The sequence below is a fragment of the uncultured Sunxiuqinia sp. genome, assembly GCF_947495665.1.
Lineage (GTDB): Bacteria > Bacteroidota > Bacteroidia > Bacteroidales > Prolixibacteraceae > Sunxiuqinia > Sunxiuqinia rutila.
This window is the reverse complement of sequence record NZ_CANLZV010000008.1, coordinates 39200-59771: the sequence shown is the minus strand read 5'-3', so window position 1 is coordinate 59771 and position 20572 is coordinate 39200. Positions and strand designations below refer to the sequence as shown.

Sequence of the window (20572 nt, the reverse complement as noted above, 5' to 3'; positions counted from 1 at the left end):
CTTAAGGATATGCAATCCTTAAGTACTTCTTTCTAATTATCGTTCCCAACCGGGGTTTTGAGCAAGATCCGGATTGATCGTAATTTCCTGAGTCGGAATTGGCATCAGGTAATCACGGTTCGGATCGAAACCAAACCCTTGAGGTAAGGACTCCTGATAAGGATCCAGGAAGCCGTTTTCGTCTACCAATGGGTAGAATCCGGTAAATGAATTCTCAAGGTCTGATCCATAATATTTCATTCCTTTGAATCGTTTGCCCGCAAAAGTACTGTGGGCACGCCAGCGCATTAAATCTTCAAACCTGAAGTTCTCCAATGCCAACTCCACACGACGTTCACGACGCACTTCGTAAATCAGGTCTGATACACCCAACGTGTTATTGGGGTCAGAAGGAACATTGCTCACATTAAGCGGCGCCATACCTACGCGGTTTCTAAGTTTATTGATTGATTTATCGGCAGCAGCCTGAGTCAGCTCGCCCAATTCGGCACAAGCTTCAGCATAATTCAACAAGGCTTCAGCATATCTGAAAATAACAGATGCTGTGATACCAATACCTTCCTGATTTTTTTGTTGAGCCGGATCCGGATCCAGTCCTTTGTAAAGCATGAATCCGGTAGTGTTGCGGTAAGTTCCTGACTGATCAATATATGGAGTGGTAAACACACGCTGCACGGTTGTTTCGTAACCAACATTAGTCAGCACATCGCCCGGAAGCAAAATAGTTTGAGCTAAACGAGGATCCCGGTCTGCAGCCACGGCAGATAAAGAAGAGTAGTCTGTATCCAACGCCAAAGTTCCATCTTTCTTCAGGTACGACTCAACAAGTGATAAAGAGATACCCGTACCATCACCACGCCAGGGAAGCATCCGCTGCAGGTTGTGAGAGATTCCTTCAGCAAGATCAAATTTCCGCCACAACATCACTTCCGGATTGTTGCTCAAGTCAGTTTGGTTAAACAACTTCCAGTAAGATTGGTTCGGGTTACCCGAATTATACAAGCTGTATTTCTGTCCATCAATTAACTCCTCAGCAGCTTCTTTAGCCAGACGTAAAAATTTTGAGCCATCGCTTCCAGCTACACCAAACGGAGTTCCACTGTGGTATTTTTCCCAGGTTCCTTCGTAAAGGCAGATGCGCGATTTAATCAACAAAGCAATTTCACGATTAATACGAAACTCTGGCGCTTCACCTTTAGGTTTCAACAAAGCCAAAGCACGATCCATCGTTGCTACAATGGAGTCAGTCACTTGGTTACGTGGCATTCTTGGCTGATACAAGGCTTCGTCGCGAGGTCCGTGTACTTCATTAAACCATGGCAAGTCTCCAAAACTTTTCAACAAGGTAAAATAGTAGTAAGCCTTAAAGAAATAAGCTTCTCCAACATACTGGTCAATATCAGCCTGAACTCCTTCGGCCGTATGATAATTAGAAAGGAAATAGTTTACATTACGGATAGCACCCCATCCCCAACCGCCTCCGGTTGTTGGAAGTGTTCCTGTGCCATTCAGGCGGGTTCTTGGAATTTCAGGCACCAAATTATCACTGTTATTTTCGCCGTAAAAAGAAGTACTCCATCCTCCATGAATGTAAAAGCTTCCTCCTGAATAATACTGATTACAATAAAGTTCCAGATCACTGGCTGATTTCCAGAATTGGTTTTTAGTGAATCTATCGGTTGGATAAAGATCCAGGTAGTCATTATCACAGGAAACAAAACCTGTCATGATAGCTGCCAATAGGACTAATATTTTAAAATTTCTCATTTGTTTGTAATTTATTCAATGTATATCTTAAACTTGAGTTTGAAAGAGAAACTGCCAGACTACATCCTTGCTGCAATCCAGCAATTCCTTCTTTCTCATACATGACGGTTAGAAAGTTAAATTCACTCCTACAGAGAATGTCCGTTGTATAGGATACGTTTTTCCGGCAGTACCACTATTAATAGCACCTAAAGCTTCCGGATCAAAAATGTCACTCAGTTTGGTGAATGTTAACAAGTTTTCACCTGATACATAAACATTAATCTTCTTCAACCAGAATTTCTCAAGCATCTCATCAGGCAACGAGTAGCCAATTTGAGCATTCTTCAAACGTAAGTAAGAAGCATCCTGCAAATAGCGTGTTGATACCCGCTGGTTTTTATCCACTCCTGCCTGGGTTAAATAAGGTCTTGGGTAATAAGCATCCGGATTGTCTTTAGTCCAGTAATCCAGGTGTTGTTTAAACGCAGTGGTTTGCCAGCGTGAATTTGCCGATCCGAAGAAGAAGTTACCATTGAGCCAAGCATCTTTCTTACCAACTCCTTGCCAGAACATGGAGAAATCGAAATTGCGCCAGTTAAATCCGGCCGATAGACCATACTGAAATTTAGGCACCCAGTTACCAATAATTGACAAGTCACCATGATCTTCTAGCGTTGAAGCTCCGGGAGACACTTCGCCATCATTATTGATATCTTCGTATTTTACATCGCCAGGGAACCAGCGGTCATTGCTGATTTGAGAAAGATCAGGGGCGTTATTAACTTCTTCCTCGGTTTGGAATAATCCGTTTGAAGTGTATCCCCAAATTGTTCCGACTTCTTTACCTACATAATTGGTCCATAGATAGCCAGTAGGGTTATTGTATTTCTTGTAAACACTTTTATAGTTGGTCAGTGTTCCTTTAACGAAGTAAGCAAAGTCACCAATGGTATTTTGCCATCCCAAAGCAACCTCAAAACCTCTGGTTTGAATGTCGACATTGTTCAGCAAAGGTACGTTTCCACCATAGGTTGCCGGAGGTGTATCTGCTGGTCCCAGCAGGTCTTTCCGATCTCTTTGGTACCAGTCGAAAGTAGCTGTCAAACGGTTGTTAAGGAATGCTCCGTCAAGTCCAAATGTCAACATCGATACAGTTTCCCAAGTCAGGTCCGGGCTAGGCACTGACGGCATATAAACCACATTTGGTTTATTGCCACCCTCCATCAACCAAGGATAGTTACTTTGAATTTGATAAGTCTCTAGGTAAGCATAAGGCGATGCGGTTTGGTTTCCTAATGAACCGTATGATCCTCTGAACTTCAACTGACTTACATAGTAGTAATGATCTTCCATGAAGTCTTCTTTAGCCAGGTTATATCCGGCAGAGAAAGAAGGGAAAGAACCCCATCGTTTTCCATCCTGGAAATACGAACTACCATCAGCACGCCAGTTTACTTCTAACAGGTATTTTTCTTTGTAGTTGTAGTTAAAACGACCGAAATAACTGCGAGTGGCATAGTGTCCTTTACTTTCAGCTCCAAAAATTTCCCCAGTAGCTGTACTGATAGCTGGCAATAAAGGTGTTTGCAAATTCTTACGCCCAACCGAGTGGTTGCTGTAAAGCATTTTCGACTGCTGAAAGCCAGCCATCACTTTAAAGTTATGATCATTAATCGCCTTGCTATAAGTAGAGTAAATTTTAGGCGATTTGTAGTCAGTCACACCAGTGTGCGTATAATAACGGCTGTCTTCAATTTTCCCATATTGAAATTCTTTTTCGCCTACACCATAATACGTAAATGTTGGATTCACTGAATACTGTTGCTCCCAGGTTGTGTTATTCCAGTCATAAGCCACTTCAGTTACCCAGCCTGCAATTGGCTCAATTTCCAAACCGAGAGTCATCATGTAACCTGTATTCTTATCAATTGTCCGTCCACCTTGCTCAATTTCAGCCACATCAGAAACACGCATGTAATGCCCATTAGGGTCTTTAATTGGGTTTGAGGGCCATCGAGACTGCGCAATGCGGTGTAACATGTTAATATTCTGGTTCAGGAAAGTAGGCATATCAACCAAACGCGAGGTATAACGCATATTACTGCTTGCCGATAACCAGTCATACAGTTCAGTCTTAATCTTCGTACTGATAGTTTGCTTTTCAAAAGAGTCATCACCAAACGTAATGATTCCCTCCTGATTCAGGTTACTTCCTGAAATGTAGTAATCCGTTTTATCAGAAGCCCCACTAACACTAATGTTGTGCGTTTCTTGTAAAGCCCAGTCTTTAAAGTGAAAATCAAACCAGTCCGTATTCGCATTTGCATACTCGGTATTGGCCCATTTTGTTGGATCGTTCGGATTCGGAATTGTACCTGGAATATCGCCTTCGTTGATGTAGCGCTTAATCCGCTCCAATGTTTCAACCGACACTAATGGCAATCCACCACCATTAACCGATGCTGCGTTGAAGTATTGAGCATAAGCATACGAGTTTGCTTGCTCAGGAAGTTTGATTGGTGCAGAAAATGAATAGTTGTTTGAGTAATTTACACGCACCCCTTTTTTACCACTTTTAGTTGTAATCAACACAACTCCGTAGGCTGCTTTAGCTCCATAAATAGCTGCGGAAGCCGCATCCTTTAAAACAGTCATGGTTTCCACATCAGCAGGGTTCAGATCTGAAATAGATCCTTCAACACCATCAATCAGGATATAAGGGCTACCAGCACCACGAATATTCATCAATAAGTCAACACCTGGTTTACCCCCAGCGGCACTTCTTGAAACCACAAGCCCAGGAACAACTCCCTGAAGAGCCTGAGTTACACTGGTTACAGGCCGGTTCTCCATCACTTCAGCCGAAACGGTGGTAATGGCACCAGTCAGGTTTTCCTTTTTAGTTGTACCGTATCCAATGGCAACAATCTCTTCCAAATGGACATTGTCGCTTTCCAAACTTACATTGATCACACTTTGATTCCCTACAGGAACTTCAACTGTTTTTGTACCGATAAAAGAAAAGACCAGCACGTCAGTTTTGGACAATCCATCAATCGTATAAGCGCCATCCGGATCGGTTACCGTTCCTTCATAGGTTCCTTTTACCGAAACACTTACTCCTGGCAATGCTTCTTTATTTGAATCAGTTACTTTTCCGGATACCTTTACCCCATCGGCCTGAGCATAGCCGGCAAACGAGCTAAGACAAACCAACAATACCATTGTGGTTAAGAATTGTAAGGGTAGTATTCTTTCAACATACGTTAACCAGTAACGCACGGTATGTACTTTTTTCATAACAATATTATTTACTTATTTGCTACAGGACCTGCAGCTTGAAATTTAGGTTATAAGTTACTTGCTCAAAACAATAATCGAATTCGTTGTTGCGCGTTGAGCACCATCACTCAATGTATTGGCTGTTTCTGAACCATACATTAAAGTAGAAGAACCACCTCCGTCAAGGTTCAGAGCGTCATATACATCAAACTTTTTCACCATAAAGTAAGCCATCTCATCCAAGCTCATTCCCTTACTTAGATCAGAACGACCTTCAATTGCAACCATGTAAAACTTAGTCTTGTCTTTGTTGTAACCAACACAAGATCTGGGGTGACGTTGTTTTTCATGAACCATTGTACCTTCAACCTGAATAGCTTGAATAGAGTTATTCATGCCTTCTTTTACAATGTGTCCCCATCCACCGGCAACTTCAGCAATCTTAATTTCACTGTCAACTCCCGGGTAGGTATTTTCAATTTTTACTGTTTCTCCGACAGTCAGGTTCATAATGAACTCACGAGCAGCACCGTGTCCTGAAAGAATCAATTGATTTTCAGGGTCAGTCATTGTAATACGTACATTATCCATCGTATTATCGACTTCCAGTACTTTGTACTCAAAAGTACCATTTACATAGTTGATCGTTTTATCAACAGCTTCAATCAATACTTCAGCTCCCCATGGGTTGGCTCCGGATTGATTGTTCCCATTTTTCAATTTTCCATTATAAACCACCAAGTGGTCAGCCCATCGTGTTCCGTTATATGAATTAATTGCCCGTTCGCTAGCCCCGATGATCAACTTACTTTGAAAATCAGCAATTCCGATGTGAGGGACTCCCTCTGTATCCACCATTAAGGCAGCATGAGGCTGTCCTGTAATGCCGGTACTTCCAACCTTTCCTTTATGCACGGTGGTTACAAACTGCATTCCGAATTCCATTTCAAAAAAGTCACCGTTAATTCCGGCAACCACTTTTTCGCCATTGGCCTCTTTGCGTTCCACAATACTTGCCAATGTCTCTTTATTAGCAACCGTCCCCCAAGCTACCATGTCATTCGCCATAGCCAATTCGATCTGATTTTTAGGGTTGGTTAAATCAATCTCGATTGCATAAATATTCCAGGGTGTTTTTTCCTCCTGAATATGCAATAGTTTAGACCCGTTTTCCAACTCTGTTGTTTCAACGGTTTCAAATGTATATCCCGGTTCATCGGTTATATACAACTTATCTTCTTTACAATTGGTAAAAAGCGATAATGTGATCAATACCGATAGGTATACCATGTATTTTCTCATATCGAATAAAAAATTTGATTAGTTTTCTATTAAAAAAAATAAAGCTCAGCTCTATGTGTCTGGTATTTTGCTACTAGCAAAGCAATCTCAGCACACAATGCAAATACACCTTCCTTCTTTGTGTTTAATGTTAGAAACGGGCATATTTAAGATCCAAAAACAAGCTTTTCGAACAAGCTTATTTGTCATACGAAAACAAAACATAACATCTCAAGCCTTAACCGATCATTAAGTTTAACAAAGACCTGTGAGCTGTAATCATTTTGTTTTCAGTGTTAAATATTCTGAACTACAAGGAACAACTAATTGATCAATTAGCTTTTTAAGAAAAAATGAAGTAATTTTATGTTGAGATTATGCTTACCTCATGCCTGTCCCTTGCGCTTTAAGCCTTGTGGCAGGCTTTTTTTTGTTTTCGTTTCATTGAGTTTTTATTCCATAAGTTGTTTCGTTTTAATCGTTAGTAAATTTTTTCAAAATAGGTTATATCAATTGTAACGATCGGAAAACAATGGCCGCAGCTCCTTTTGAAGCGGCATCATCTCCAATCGAGGAAAAGATCAATTCACACGAGCGCAAGGGCAGTTGTAACCCTGTATGCATCATGCCTGACTTGATTGAATCAATCAGGATTTCTTTTGCTGAAACAAACTCACCTCCAATAATTATGACCCCCGGATTCAACAGGTTAATCATATTCCCCATCGCTTTACCCAGTATAAAACCAATGTTGTGTGTTAGTGAGATTGCAAGCGAATCGCCTTCCGTTGCGGCTTTCAATATATCTTTGTATTTTATTTGGGTGGCTTGTTTTTGGTTTAATAACAAGGAGCTTTCGCCAGCCTCAATTTGCTGCTGAAAGTTTTGTTCCAAAGCATAGCCGGACACTTCAGTTCCCAAACATCCGCGCTTTCCGCACAAACACAATTTATCCGATTCGGCAAATTGAATATGCCCCATCTCACCAGCAAACCCCTGCTCTCCAACAACCAGTTCTCCGTTGGCAATAATGGCCAGCCCCATTCCACGGCTCAAGTTCAAAACAAAGGCATTCTTAATATTTTTTGCCTCACCAAAATATTGTTCAGCCAAACCAAGTACGTGGGTATCATTGTCGATGTGCACCGGGAAAGAAAACTTCCCCGAGAAGAAGTCGGTTAATGCACCCTCTAAAAAGTTGAAGTAATTGTAGGAGAACCCCGTTCTTGAATTCACCCGTCCGGTAATTCCCATTCCCATTCCTAAAACGCGACTCGGATCAATTCCTGATTTCGAAATGGCCTCCTGAATAAAGCGAACCACCTCGTCCAGGCAGCTCTCCGTATTTTCAAGAATGAAGTTTTCATCCTGCATTGAAAAAACTTCTTCCATCTCCAGGTTATAAACGGCAAAAGAAATTCCTTTCAACAAAACAACTGTTCCAATACAGTAAGCGATTTCCGGATCAACCTTATACAATGACGGACGACGACCATTGTCCGTTTCCTTTTTTCCGAATTCGATAATGATGTTGTCGCTAATCAACTCATTAATCAGCTTTGTGCCAGTTGGCACGCTCAGTTTTACTTTTTTACAAATCCCCGGAATAGTAAGCGGCTTTTCCGACTTATTCAACAAAGCCACAATTTTTCGTTTCTGAGTGTATTGCCGACTCTCATTACTCACCTCTTCTATCTTCTTCAGAAATATATCCACAACCAACGTATTAGAATTATTTTTACTTAAACACTGCAAGTTTATAATTATTTTTATAAACCTCAAAGTCGTTTCTTAATATTTTGCCTACTTAGTGCTCTACAGCAGAAAAAGAAGAGATAAATTGTAAAAAAAAGAGAAGTAACGTTCCCTCACGACTGAAATATCTTAAAGCTATTGCAAAAACCGGGTCATAACCAAGACCATCAGACCACGCCCAAAGAGACGCCTAAATACTTTTTCAGGAATAAAAAGAGAATATCGCGACGAATGGGTTTGGTGAGCAGATCGTCGCAGCCGGCCTTATACGCTTTCAGCCTTTCCTTGGGGAAGGAATGCGCCGTTAAGGCAAGTACAGGAATGTCCGGATATCTTGTTTTAATTTGTACGGTCGCTTCAAAGCCATCCATTTCTGGCATTATCAGGTCCATCAGAATAACATCAGGCTTTTCATTGTTCACCTTTTCAACAGCTTCCAGCCCATTACACGCAAAAACCAACTTCATATTGTTTTCCTGTAAATGAGCTTTTAACACTTCATGAACCAACAAATTATCATCAACCAAAAGCACTGTTTTCCCACTCAAAAAACCCGATGTATCGTCTACCAAAGCCAGTTTCTCATTATCTACACTCTCTTGACTTATGATAACTGGCAAGGTAATTTTGAATAAACTTCCTTTTCCGCGTACGGAATCAAGATAAATTTGGCCTTCCATTAAGTCGACATACCGCTTGACAATCGATAAACCAATTCCCATTCCTTCAAAAGCCCGTTTATAAAACTCATCAACCTGGCGGAAATATTCAAAAATATGAGCCGAGTGTTCTTTATCAATTCCAATTCCCGTATCACGAACCGACAAGGTCAAAAGCTGATTTTCCTGATCAAGCTCCAGCCCAAATTCAATTTCGCCCTCATCCGTAAACTTAACCGCATTCTTAAACAAGATGGAAAGAACCTGTATTATTTTGGCATCATCAATCATGATCGTGGAAAACACATCGCCTTTTTCTGAAAAGATGAGTTTGATTTGATCTGACTTCCCAGAGTTCATGGCTATCTCTTCCAGAATAGCACGGCCTATACAAAACAAATCGACACAGCTAACTGGTCCATACTGACAAGCAATCCGGATTCCCTCAGCTAAGGACAAATCAAACAAGTCTTCAAGCAGTTGAAGTAATTTTTCGCCTGATTCACGAATCATCCCCGCCATTTCGGCTACGACAGTTGGATCATTGGAATATTCAGGCAACAAGCTACTAAAACCAAGAATCGGATTCATGGGTGATCGCAGCTCATGACTAATGGTGGCCAAAAACACGGATTTCAACCTGGAACTTTCTTCTGCCTGCTCTTTGGCCTGAATCAATTCTTTGGAGGTTTCCTTGCGAACAAGCTCTCCAGCAATCAAATCAGTGAGAGATCGTAAAGCATTATTCTCAATGCCCTTCCAACCCTTTGCCTCCTTAATGGATTCGAAGCCAACAAAACCTTTAAATACGTTTTCAAAATGCATCGGAATAAGCAAGACTGATTTTACATGCTGCCGATCCATACATTCCTTTTCCATGGTTGCTTCCAGGGGCAAATCATCCGTTCGCTCATAGCATATGACCTCTAGCTTTTTCATCTGATTGGCAAACCACGGGTAGCTTTCAATAGTGATTGAATCGCACAGCTCCGGATAAGTTTCAATTCCCTCATCGGCCCAACAAGCAACTTTGCTTATCTGCCCATGAGGATCAACCTGTAAGACATAAGACCTATCAATATTCAAAAACAGACTCATATCCTTAATTGCCGATTCAATCAGTGGACCGACCTCCAGAGATTTACTGCTAAAAAACCGACGGGAAATATCATTCAGTATTCGCTCGACATTGATATAGTGCTGAACCTGCAGTTCGTTTTCTTTTCGCTGAGTGATGTCAATACTAACACCCCTCAACTTGATCAATTCACCTTCCTGAAACAGAGGTTCAATGCTATTGAATATCCACCGGATTGCACCTCCACTCAATAAAAGGCGAAACTCTGTGCGAACTTGCTTTCGTTCTTTTAGGATTTCACGATAAGACTCAATCACCAAATGACGATCTTCGGGATGAACCAAACGAATAAACGGAACATAGCCGGGGGTCGTTTCTACCGGAACAAGCTGACACAGGTGAAAAAAGTTCTCAGACCAGCTAATCTTGTTCTGCTGAATATCGTACTCCCAACTTCCCATCTCGGCTATTTTCTGCGCATACCGAATTGCTGCTTCCTTTTCTTTCAATTCAAGCTCAGCTTGTTTACGCTGACTAATATCAGATACTCCCAGATGAATGGCTTTGCGCTGTTCAAAAACAACATGCTGCGCATTGACTGTTACCGTAAGCAAACGTTCATCTTTGGTTTTCATGTTCCACTCACTCCCGATTCGCATCGATTCATCATCAGCTTTCAACACTTTATTTGCCCGCTCAGCTTCAGCCGAACATAAAACATCGAAAATCGTAAGTGTATCAAATTCTTCCGCGCTATAGCCAAATAATGCACACGCAGCTTCGTTGACCTTTAGAAAACCATATCCGCTAGTATCATAGATAAGCATTGGCTGAGGGTTGGACTGAAACATACTTTTGAACGTAGTTTCCTTCAAAAACAAATCCTTCTCCGCCTTTTTGATCGCTGTGATATCGCGCACCTGACTAATAAAAGACTGAATTTCATTCTCACTGTCCTTTAAACAAGCCACGTGCAGTTCGGCCCACAAGGTATGGCCTGCTTTATGGATGTAGCGCTTTTGGATGGTATAGTGCTCATTTTGCCCCGATTTTAAACGCTCAAATTCGGCCCAATCCGTATCAACATCCTCGCTGTGAGTAATGCTACGGAAATTCTGGTTGAACAATTCATGCTTTGAATAACCAACAAACTCACACAAAGCTTTATTCGCATACAGAATATCTCCATCAATTGACACATTTGCAAAGCCAATAGGGGAGCTCTCTATAAACGACTGAAAAGCAGGTGTGTTGTATTCTATCATTGGACCTTAGAAAGCTTATTTGAACAAAAGAGCAATATTTTTAGAAAAACCACCAAATATACAATGGAATATTAGATTCTAAAATTTTTTAGATTCTTAATAAGAAAATCGCTAAATATTTAGTATCCACCTCCAGTCTCATTTTCTTTCAAATGCATACAAATCGTTATTCTGAAGAATTCGCAGCTCAAGTTTCAACAGGTCTGCCAACATACACACTGGCCCTTGTAAACGTTTCACCAACAGCATAAAAGCCCCTATGATTTCCAGCTAGCATGAATTAAGCTTCCGCGATCTTCCTGGTTATCAATGCGCAAATGCACGTCGATTTCCTGTTGCATTTCCTCAACATGCGAAATAACCCCAACGATCCGGTTTTCTTTTCGAAGCGATTTCAGCGTGTCGAATACAACGCTCAGCGATTCTTTATCCAAAGATCCAAAGCCTTCGTCGAGAAAGAAGAAATTCTGATTCGACTCCGTTATTTTTTGAATATTGTCGGCCAGGGCCAAAGCCAGAGAAAGAGCAGCTTGGAAGGTCTGTCCCCCCGAAAGCGTTTTTACGCTGCGCACCTTGCCGCCATTCATGAAGTCACGCACCTGAAAGTTATTCTCCGGCGTAATCTCCAAACTTAACTTTTGCCGGGTCAATTGAAAGAAACGATCGTTAGCGGCATGACACAAATTCTGTAAATACACCGAGGAAATGTAGTTCACAAAACCACTTCCCTTAAACAGCGATTTCATGGTCCGGATATTCTCTGCGCGCAACTCCAATGCATTCATCTCTTTGAGCAGCGCAGCCTGATTTTCTAAATCCTTTTTCAGCTTTTGCAACAACTCCGATACCTTTCCCAACTCCTGATTCTTCTGATCGATCCACTGTCCTGCACTTTTGATTTCGTCCAGCAATTTTTGGTGAACTTCCGCATCATACCGACGCTCTCCCAGCTCCTTTTCCAGCTGTGTCAGCAAGCTTTTCGTCAACGTTCGCTTCTCTTTAAAGTCAAGCAGCTTTTGTTTCTCCGTTTCCAAATCCATCGGCTGGGCCAAAATCTGCCTGACGTCATCCAAAGCCTGAAAATCAGATTGCTCCAGCTGAGCCTGAAGCTGTGCATTTAACTGCTGATTGATTTCCTGCTCTTGTCCAAGCACCTTCCGATTGGCTGTGAGCGCTCCAGCTAAGGTATCCTTCAGTTTTCGTCCCTCGGTCAGAGCATTGGAATACGTTTCAAATTGCTTCTGCAGTTGTGCGTGCTTTTGCAGTAATTCCTGCTGCTCCTTACTGATCTCATCAGAAGTTTTCAGCACATAAGCCTGCGAATCGACTAGTTGCAATTGCCCTTGATAGGTTTTTAATTCAGCCTCAGCAACAGCCAGAGCCCTTTTTATCTTTTCAAGTTCAGCCTGAAAACGCTCCTTATCATGGCTCATTTTTTCAAGCTTTTTGACCAACTGTTCCAGTTCTTCCTCCTGCTTTTTGATGATATGCTGAATTTGCTCTGACTCTCCGAAAGCTTTTTCCACATCCTCCGCAGTTTTATACTTTTCCCACCGAAACAAAGCCTGATGTTCCTTGATTTTCGCTTGAATATCTTCCTTTTTTGCAAGCCACTCCTTCCCCTGCCGCTGATTGAATTTCAGCTGACTATCCAATTCATTCAAATGCGTAATCTGATCGTTAATCTGTTCAATCCTATGTTCTTGCTCCCGTTTTTCTTTTTCCAGCTGTTGTTGATGCTCATGCGAACTTTCCGCATTGTAAATTTCCGGATGATGAGCCGAACCACAAAGCGGACACGGAGTTCCTTCCTGCAATCCGTCAGCAAAAGCCTTGAGTTGTGCTTTCAGTCGCAAATCTCCGGCTGTCTTTTCAAGCGTTTGAAGCTGCTTTTTGATCGCCTCAATTTTCTCACGAAGGTATTTCACGGCTTCCACCTGATCGGCCTGCTCGGGCAAGTCAGCAAATACGGGTTGCTGATAACAAGTCTGAAACTTCAGCTGAATACTCTTCTCCTCCTCCTGATACCTGCGCATTTCCTTTTCAAGTTCCAACTGTTGTCGCGCCATACTTTGCTGTTCCGTATGCCAGGCTTTCGCATGAGCCAAAGCAGTCAGGTCCGGCAGTTTCGTCTTTCCGTTTTTAATGGCAGCTTCCAGCTTTTCCCGGTTAATTTTAAGTTGTTCAATTTGCTCGATGGTTTGCTTGCCAATCGTTACGCCCTTTTCATAGCGTGCCTGTTCGGCCTCAATTGTTTTCTCCAGCATTTTGATTTTCAACAAATAGCCCAATTCATTGGCTTGCTGCTTTAACTCATCCCGTTTTTCGTAGCGAGGTTTCAATTCAGCCAAGGCCTTTTCCAGCTTTTCAATGGCAGCTTCTTCCTGCTTCAGTTTTTCAGCATCCTGTTTAATCTGAACAGTCTTTTGCGCTATGCGCTGGGTGCTCTGCTGCAGCGACTCCAATAAATGCCTGAACTGCACAACACATTGTTCGTAGTTGGCGATGCGCTTCTCCAGCTTCTGAAATTCCGGCTCTTGTGCTTGCAATTGCTTCAAAACGGTTTCCGTTGCTGCCATCTTCCGGGTAATTTCCTGCAGCTGCTTCCAGCCCGCCTCTTCTTTCTGAAGTTTGCTCAAGCTCGCAACCCGAACGGCCATCTCTTTTTTTAGCTGCTCCAGTTGTTGCTCATATTGCTTCACCTGCTCCGGATCAATAGCTCCTAATTGCTGTAATTGTCCTTCCAGATGCTGTTTCCGGGCATTGTTTTTCGATTCAAGTGCAGTTACCTTATAGTAAAGCTCAAACCGTTCAAGACTGAACAGCTCTTTCATCATCTGGGTGCGGTCCTTGTTTCCCAGCTGCAAAAACTCCTGAAACCGCCCCTGTGGAATAATGATGGTTCGTTTAAAGTTATCGTAACTCAAACCAACCGCACGTTCCAAAACAGATGGTTCTATGGACACCCATTCCTTCCCCTTTTGCTCATAGGCCAGTCGGTCCAGCTTCTTTACATCCTCAAAGTTTTTGCTGTTTCGACGCCCCTTAACCACAGCCCGGTAGGCCGTTTGCGCTTTACCGGTTTCAAAAACAAAATCGATGAGCAATTCATCCGACTTCAGGTTCATCATGTTGTAGTTCCGGTTATCCCCCGACAGGTTGAGCCGGTCAGTTTTACCGTAAATCGCAAAAGTAATGGCTTCCAGAATCGATGATTTACCGCTCCCCACCGAACCAAAAATGCCAAATAAGTTCGCAGCTGTCAGCTTTGTAAAATCGATGGTTTGTTTTTCCTGGTAAGAGTACAAACCTTGAAGGGTCAATTGAACTGGTATCATTGTCTGTTTTTTTTCATTGCTGATTCACTCAAACTCCGGTTTTGGCGGCAGTAATCAGCCTGGGTTCTATTCTGTTTATTCGGTGGACTTATTCTTCTTCGGCCAGTATTTCAGCAAACAACTGATTTATCTCTTCGTTGGGGGCCTGCCCTTTTACATGTTTGAAATAATCAGCAAACAACTCATTCATCGTTCGAGTCAGATCAATGCTCGCATGATGACCGTCGCTCAATTCGGTGGCATTGGTCACTTCAGGAATAATAGCCACAATCCCCGAATGCACCGCACCAAGCTGGCGGCGTTCCATGGCGGTCAAATAGGTTTCTGTAACCATGGTCAATTCCACCAGACAATCCTGATTTTCAGACAACCATTGCAGGGCATCGTCCATTCCTTCGGCCCGTTTTCGCAAGAGTCTTTTCCCTTGGGTCAGCTCAAGTTCACGAACCGCTGCATTTCTTCCCGGCTCCAGCTCAACCAACAAAACGTACTTTTTCTGATTGGCTTCGGAAAAGCTGTACGACAACGGGCTTCCACTGTAAAAAACCGGACATGGAACTGCATCAACACAGTGCATGCGATGCAAATGCCCCAAAGCCGTGTATTGAATTTGCTTCGGAATATTTTCGGTGTAAACAGCCTGCGCCCCTCCCACATGCAAAATGGGCTTCTCATCCGCCGGCTCTTCAGGCAGTTCGCCACCTTTTTTCACCACAAAGAGATGGGAAACCAATACATTCACTCCCTTCTCATCGCAATACTGATCGGCCAGTGCATTCCAGTTTTGCTGCAAAACGGCCCGCAATTCTTCTTCGCTGCTTTCATGTCCCAGGCAAGTTTTCAGCCGGTGCTCGTTGGCATAAGGTGTTAACAGCAACCGCAAGGGAACCACCTTTTCCGGAAGCTGGAGCTCCAGAAACCCCTTGTGGCTTTGCAAAACCCGAACACCCGACTCCAACTCAAACGGAGCCACCACCGAATTGGGATAGCCGGCAAAAATAATCCCGCACTCACGAGCCAGCGGGTCAGGGGCTTCAATGCGATCGGGCGAATCGTGGTTACCGGCAATGGCAATTACAGGACGGCGCCCATTGTTGGTCAGCCGCTTCAGCACCTTGTAAAATACATCAACGGCCTCGGTGGGCGGATTAAACGTATCAAACAAATCGCCAGCAACCAGCACCGCATCAACCTGTTCGCGTTCGGCCACCTCACAAATTTCAAGCAACACCGCCTGCTGTTCTTCCATCCGCGAAAAATCATCCAGTCGCTTGCCCAGGTGCCAATCAGAAGTATGAAGAAGTTTCATATGGTTTCTTTCTTTTAGATTTCTCAAAAACGACAGCCATCAGTGTCGTAAAATCATTGAACATACAAATATCAAAAAAAAGTAACCAAATGACTCGGATACCTTTTAAAGAATATAATGAGATCACCAAAGAGTGTACTCATTACTCTCTTTCCAACTCTTGAATTCGTTGTTCCATCGCGTTTAATTGTCGGGTAAGTTCTTCAATTTTATCGAGCAACAGGCGATTCACCTCCACCAGGCTCGCTTCGTTTTCACCAACGGTAAGTGCTTTTTTAAGCTCTTTTACTTCTCTGGCTGACTTCCCCTCGAAAAGCAAGGTCGAATCAACCAACACATCCTTCGCATGCAGCTTTCTTTCCGCACGCATTGCTTTGTGCGAATGATCAGCACCAATAAAGACATCGCCCGTCTTGCCGGCAACAAGTATCGAAGTCACTTCCGTTTTTTCGTTTTGTGATGTATTGATTCCGAATAGCAAGTTTTCGTTTTTCGAATCAAAGCCGACAAAGCCATGAGCCAAATTTTCCCCTTGGAAACGGATAAAATTCAACTGCTGCCTCGAATCCAACTGCAAAGCCTTGTGTCCCGAGAGAATTACCTGCCCCGAATCATCGAGCCGAAGCGCCGAGCCTGCCACGGTATTTTCCAAGGCTACAAACCGCTCATTCTCCGAGTTTCGAATTTGCCCCCGCACTCCTCGATCCGTTTTAAACACAATCCTGCTGTCATCGCCCAATAGCGAAAGATCGGCCTTTTCAAGGGTCATCTCACCCTCAAAATAAGAGTTTCCCCTCACCTGAAAGCGCGCATTATCCAAATCATCAATTGCCCCTATCACGGTATTTCCCTTGTCCGAAATCATCAAGGGAAATTGCCACCGACTTCCATCGTAGTAGGAAAAAGACAAGGCATGCGGCACATCCTGCTTATGCGAGATCTGCCAAAGTTTAGGCACAGCCTCATCACTCTTTAGTTCCAACGCCGAAAAAGAATAGCCACTTCCTTTTCCCTGCACTGAAAGAAAGTTACCTTTCACAGCCAGCTTGCCATAAAAGGTACTCAGCTGATTGCTGGTTGCCTCAAAAACTTTGGTTTTCTTCCGGCCGTCCGAAAAGTCAATTACAAAAGGCTTAAAAACCCCCTTACCCCGTTTTTGCAGGCGAATGCCAAACTGCTTCTCCGAAGCATAATTCTGATTGTACAAATCCAAAAAATCAATCCCCAGCGAGTCGGATTCATTCATCAGTGTTAGCGTAGATTCAAAAGGTGTTTTGTCGGGTGAGTTGATCTGAAGAATAGAATAGTAGCCCCGATCACGCTTCAAATCAAACACCTGCGTTTCCTCTCCTTCAATTTGGAGTTGCGACAAGGAATAACTTCCGGACTGAAAGACAGCCAAACTGTCCTTTTCCTGCGTTTTCGCTGCCATGCTTCCACCGACATTGGATGAAACCCCCTCGGCATTGGACTGAGCCGTTGCAAAAACACCTAAAAACAGCAGATAAAAAAGTAAGCCAATTGTCTTCATTTATGTATCAATTTGATTTCAGAAGAACGCCATTCACCGAATAGCCCTCCTTGTGTCGAAGCTTATAAAGATAGGTTCCCACGGGAAGCGTCCCCACATCCAACTGATTTTCACCTTCCACCAAACGCGCTTGAAACAAAACCTGCCCCATAACATTGACAAGTTCAAAATGCGCTTCACGATCGACAGTCACCTTCAAGGTATGAACAAACGGATTCGGATACACCAGCACCTCGGGCATTTCGTCTAAGTCATCTTTTCCTACAGAAAGCAAGCGGTGAATGGTCCAGTTGGTTGAAGAACCATCAGCAGCAGTAACCTGAAAACGGAGTTCGCCATCGCGAAAATCAAACACCCCACTTGCTGGAATATCAATTGTTGCACCATAACTAAGCTCTAGATCGTAAGGAATTGCTGATGCTTTAAGGCCAGGCGATTGTTTGATAAAAATTGTTTGCTGCTCCCAGTCGATCAGTTCCAGCGCCAAATCTTCGATCCCAGTGGAAAACACTTTTTTGTTGTTGATAGGAATCCCCTTGGGATCAGCACCTCCCAGTAGTGCAATATCAGCCGGCTCCATGGTATAATTCCGAAGCTGAAGGGCATTAACGTATATTTCAGCTGTTTCCGAATCGTTGTCGGCAAAAAACAGCAAACCATGCTTGCCATGATAAGCCATATTATTAAACAAAGCCCAGCGCGAACTCTCAACCTGCACATCTCCAAGGTGCTTTCCATCCAGGTATTTCCGTAACCAACTGCCATCGTGCACAAAAGCGACCCGGTGCCACTCATCAAACGTAAACTCACCATGATACTCGCCATAAGTTCCCATGCTTGCATCGGGTGCGATAAAAAAGTCGGCATCATTCAAATTATCCGGACTCGTCTGAATCAAACTAATAAACTCACCACTGTCTTTCCGATCGATATAAATATCCATAAGCACCGTAAAACTGTAATCGACAGCCCCGGAGTCTTCCATCATGAAATTATCGTATGCAAACAACCCATTTGCCGGGTTATAAGCCGGGATTTTAGCCACCACCGTGTCCTTCATTCCCACCGGAGAAATGCCAAACTCACTGGTCAATGCAAATTCCACAGGCTGCAACAACGCTTCATCACTGGTTAAATTTTTCAAGCGAGAGCCCACTCCCGTATTCTCAAAATTTCTCTTCTTAAAATCCCAGTTTCCGTTGGTTTCCTGCTTCGGATAGGTTGATGCAGGCTCAAAGCCACACACAAAAAGTTGCGCGACATAAGGCCGGTCTGTTTCCACCCCATCCACACCCAGGTCAGCAAGTTCCTTTATCAGGTGCTCGTTATTGACCGTGTACGCCCAAACCTGAGCACCGCTGGCATGCGCCTGACCAATAAAAGCCGAGGTCCAGTCCAAATCTTCCAGCAAATCATCATCCGACAATTCAAACACCCGGCATCCCAAATCCACACGCTCCTCGAACCAACTTTTATCATTGGGATCTTCAGGATCAGCACCAAACCACACCCAAGGCGAATCCGGACAATCCTGATTGAAGCGAATGGCTGATTCGAGCCGGGTTATAGCAGGCATCATCCGCTCAGCATCTACACCGGCTTCATCCAATGCACGAGCCAGAAGCCCCGAATTAAAGTCTTTGACATCCAAATAAAGGCAGGCATCATATTGCTGGGCAACTTGCAAAGCCTCAACCAGCGATGGTACACGCTCGCCTTTAAAAAAGTCTGCTTTCCAGCCTCCTGCATCCAAGTCAGAAAGCTGCGCCCACGAGTTTTCATCAACCACTCCACGTCCACTTGTTGTCCGCCTAATGGTGTAAGGATCGTGATGCAGCACATAAACGCCATCGCTGGAAATGGCCACATCAACTTCGCAGTATTTGATGCCCCGCTTAAAGGCTTCCTCAATAGCCAACAACGTATTTTCAGGATAAAACTCAGAATACCCCCGATGAGCCACTGCTGTAAAATTACAGTCCGAAAACTCAACCGGACTCGGCTCTTTTTGAGCAAAACCAAGGCCTGAAAATGAAAAAAGAATTAGGAAGAAAAGCAATCTCATAATTATTCATTTAGTCAAAGCAACGGGCCAATCCACCCTTCGCCTTCTCCATTACAGAACAACCAAACAAGTATCCTTTCAGGATTCTACCTGATTGTGTTGCTTCAAAACATTGCGCATAAACGGCAGGTAAAAGCGGTAAAAAAACTCATTCTCCCCAAAAATTCCTTTCCTTCCTTTGAGTATTGAACCGAAATGATGAACGCCCTTAAAGCGGCTGGTGGACATAGACACGGGCTCACTACTAAAATCACCACACAAATAATAAAAGGAGAAATCCTGCTCCTGCTGCATCAGAACCGCGGGAAAACGATCAGGAATCCCCGCCTGAGACAATTGCATTTTCCCCTGCTCCGTAAGCTCAAGTTGATAGGCTGATATGGCATGGTTCATCGAATCATCGTACTCCATCACATCAAACCAATAAGGAAACTCCTGCAAGTGGGGCAACTCCAATTGATTGATGCCATAAGCAAAGGTTTTAATTTGAGGTTTGGCTGTTTCCAAATCATCTTGCTCCGATAAAACAACAATGCGGCCATCTTCATGAACAAGAATAATTCCGGCTCCACGGGAATCCCAGTCCTTTTCGTAATTCTGTTTATAGGAAGCAATCGCCCAGCCCGGAAGCAACTCACTGTCCCGATCCAGGGAAGCGAAATATTTTCCAGACCATCCCGTCCATTGAATACCTGCTTCTTCCTGAAATTTTCGCCGGTTAACCCTTGAGGTCGGAGCCTGAAGAACATTAAACTCAGCAATAACCGTTTTCCCGGCCTGTTTCATATTCCGAAACAAGGCAATATCATTCAAACTCAAGCCTCCATACAAAAGCCCAGCTCCAGCCGTTTCCGGCTGATCCGCATAGACCCCATAAGTGTCGGCAAGCATCAACACATCCAGCTCCTGACTTAAAGCATCCAGCTCTTCCGCTGTAAACTGATCAAAATCGTTAAACCGGTGCCCGCCATTCGCATCGGGAAACACCCCATAGTAATCCGTCGTTTTATCATACAGTTCGCCATCAGCTTTTTTGATTTGCTGATTGTGAAGCACCCAATAAAAAGCCTGATGGGCCTGACGTTCTTCAGAATCATCGGTTTTATCAACATACGCCAGATTAAGCGAAAAACCGGGAGTCATCTTCCACGCCATCTTCATGATCAGAAGCATAACGATAGGCAGCAAAACAACCACACCAATTAAAGCCAAAAAAAAGACTCGTTTTTTTATCTGTTTGATAAACGTAAAGGTCATATT

General features: G+C 43.4%; 10 protein-coding genes. All 10 read right to left on the bottom strand.

The genetic code is table 11. The features are described from left to right. Positions 1–36: 36 nt before the first annotated feature. The gene (locus Q1A18_RS11575) at positions 37–1767 is read right to left on the bottom strand and encodes a RagB/SusD family nutrient uptake outer membrane protein (RefSeq protein ID WP_299579992.1); all 1731 of its coding nucleotides are present in this window, start codon (positions 1765–1767) and stop codon (positions 37–39) included. Positions 1768–1875: 108 nt separating this feature from the next. Further along, a complete protein-coding gene (locus Q1A18_RS11570; RefSeq protein WP_299579989.1) occupies positions 1876–5049 on the bottom strand; it encodes a TonB-dependent receptor in 3174 nt (1057 codons plus the stop codon). 57 nt (positions 5050–5106) lie between these two features. Beyond that, positions 5107–6333: a phosphodiester glycosidase family protein gene (locus tag Q1A18_RS11565; protein ID WP_299579986.1), complete on the bottom strand. Its 1227-nt coding sequence runs from the start codon at positions 6331–6333 to the stop codon at positions 5107–5109. Between the two features lie 483 nt (positions 6334–6816). Continuing rightward, positions 6817–8028 (bottom strand): ROK family protein, encoded by a 1212-nt coding sequence (locus Q1A18_RS11560; RefSeq protein ID WP_299579984.1) that lies wholly within the window; start codon positions 8026–8028, stop codon positions 6817–6819. Positions 8029–8234: 206 nt separating this feature from the next. After that, on the bottom strand, positions 8235–11069 hold the full coding sequence (locus tag Q1A18_RS11555) for a PAS domain S-box protein (RefSeq protein ID WP_299579981.1): 2835 nt from the start codon (positions 11067–11069) through the stop codon (positions 8235–8237). Between the two features lie 257 nt (positions 11070–11326). Continuing rightward, positions 11327–14407, bottom strand: coding sequence for an SbcC/MukB-like Walker B domain-containing protein (locus tag Q1A18_RS11550; protein ID WP_299579978.1), 3081 nt, complete (start codon positions 14405–14407; stop codon positions 11327–11329). Between the two features lie 88 nt (positions 14408–14495). Further along, a complete protein-coding gene (locus Q1A18_RS11545; RefSeq protein ID WP_299579975.1) occupies positions 14496–15716 on the bottom strand; it encodes an exonuclease SbcCD subunit D in 1221 nt (406 codons plus the stop codon). Positions 15717–15858: 142 nt separating this feature from the next. Further along, complete coding sequence (locus Q1A18_RS11540; RefSeq protein ID WP_299579972.1) at positions 15859–17247, bottom strand: hypothetical protein; 1389 nt, start codon at positions 17245–17247, stop codon at positions 15859–15861. A gap of 7 nt (positions 17248–17254) precedes the next feature. Continuing rightward, positions 17255–19312, bottom strand: coding sequence for a glycerophosphodiester phosphodiesterase family protein (locus Q1A18_RS11535; protein WP_299579969.1), 2058 nt, complete (start codon positions 19310–19312; stop codon positions 17255–17257). Positions 19313–19390: 78 nt separating this feature from the next. Next, positions 19391–20569, bottom strand: coding sequence for a hypothetical protein (locus Q1A18_RS11530; RefSeq protein WP_299579966.1), 1179 nt, complete (start codon positions 20567–20569; stop codon positions 19391–19393). Positions 20570–20572: the final 3 nt, after the last annotated feature.